The organism is Aeromicrobium sp. PFPM2_SD2 (genome assembly GCF_057364525.1).
This window is the reverse complement of sequence record NZ_JBNFNZ010000533.1, coordinates 1-1,540: the sequence shown is the minus strand read 5'-3', so window position 1 is coordinate 1,540 and position 1,540 is coordinate 1. Positions and strand designations below refer to the sequence as shown.

The following is a 1,540-nucleotide window of genomic DNA, read 5'->3' as shown; positions in this document are numbered from 1 at the left end:
CGCCTCGAGCGGCTGGCCGCTCTCGTCGCGACCGGGGCAGGCGGACGTCCTCGCCCTCGACGTGGCCCGACGTCCAGGTGCCCGGCTCGCCGAAGTCGACGGTGCGCACGGTGCGACCGGCGCGGGGCTTGGTGACGTAGGTCGGCAGGGTGACCGGGAGCGGGTCCCACAGGCCCGAGCCGGCGGTGGTGCCGACCGGGACGGCGATCTGGATCTTCTGGTCCAGCGCGTCGACGGTCAGCGGCTCCTCGAGCATGACGTGCTTGCGGTGCGGGTCGTGCTCCTCGAGCTGGCCCGAGACCACGATGGTGTCCTCGCGGTCGTCCTCGACCTCGGCGGCCGCGCGGCGCGGCCGGCGCAGCGACGGGGCGCGACAGGCCCTGCTCGCCGCGCACCTGCACGCGGCAGGCGACGAGCCAGGCGGCGATGAGCGCGACCGGGACGCCGGGGCCCACACGGGGACGACGGCCGAGACGGTGAGGGCGCCGACGACCACCAGCGCGGTCAGCAGCGTGAACAGGACGCGTCGGCGGCGGATCGCCGCGACGCGGACCATCTCCGGCGTCGCGACCGGACGCTCGACCGGAGCCGGAGCGGTCTCGACGGTCACCTCGACCTCCACGTCGGCGGCGTCGCCGGAGCGACGGTGCGGGATGACGCGGGTGAGCGAGGAGAACTTCTCGACCGTGCGGGTCTGGGTGGCCTCGTCGTAGCGGCGCAGCATGTACGGCACCACGAACGCCGCCCACAGGGCGACGATGAAGGCCAGGATGAAGCCGCTGCCGTAACTCACAGACCCACGGTAGGACCTCGCGAGCACCGGGACGGGCAGCGACGCGCGTGTGTCGCGGAAGTTGCGCGTGTGACGGCTGTGACGGGTGGGGTCAGCGCTCGGCGTCCGGACGCAGCCGGTCCAGCATCGTGCCGTGGACGTCCTCGGCGACGACCTGGAACAGCCAGTGGTCGCACCAGCGCCCGGCGATGTGCAGGTAGCGCGGGGCCAGGCCGATGCGCTGGAAGCCGAGCTTCTCCACGACCCGCAGGCTGGCCTCGTTCTCGGGCCGGATGGCGATCTCGACGCGGTGCAGGCCGACCGTGCCGAGCAGGTGGTCGCACACGAGCGCGAGCGCGGTCGGGGTGATGCCACGGCCCGCGTGGCTCTGCGCCACCCAGTAGCCGACGCTGGCCCAGCGCGCCGAGCCCATGGTGATGCCGCTGACCGTCATCTGGCCGACCATCCGACCGTCCCAGGTGATGACGAACGGCATCGTGTGGCCCTGCCGGGCCCGCCGGCGCAGCGTCCGGATCATCGCGCGGACGCTGAGGAACCCCGGGCCGGACGCCTCGGGCAGCGTCGCCTCCCACGGGGTGAGCCAGTCGCGGTTGGCGTCGTGCAGGCGGCGCCACTCGGCGGCGTCGCGCACGCGCAGCGGTCGCAGTCCGACGCGTCCGTGCTGGAGCTGGGCGGGCCAGCCGGGGCTCATCCCTCGCTCCGCTCGTGGTCACCGCCGTGCACCTGGTCGACCAGGTGGGGCACGAC

2 protein-coding genes are annotated in these 1,540 nt (G+C 74.0%); both read right to left on the bottom strand.

The features are described from left to right. A partial coding sequence (sepX, locus tag AC2W7G_RS15995; protein ID WP_485869307.1) for a divisome protein SepX/GlpR occupies window positions 1–793 on the bottom strand: 793 nt, incomplete at its 3' end. Window positions 794–884: 91 nt separating this feature from the next. After that, entirely contained in the window at window positions 885–1,484 is a 600-nt protein-coding gene (locus AC2W7G_RS15990) for a GNAT family N-acetyltransferase (protein ID WP_485869306.1), read from the bottom strand. Between the last annotated feature and the right edge of the window lie 56 nt (window positions 1,485–1,540).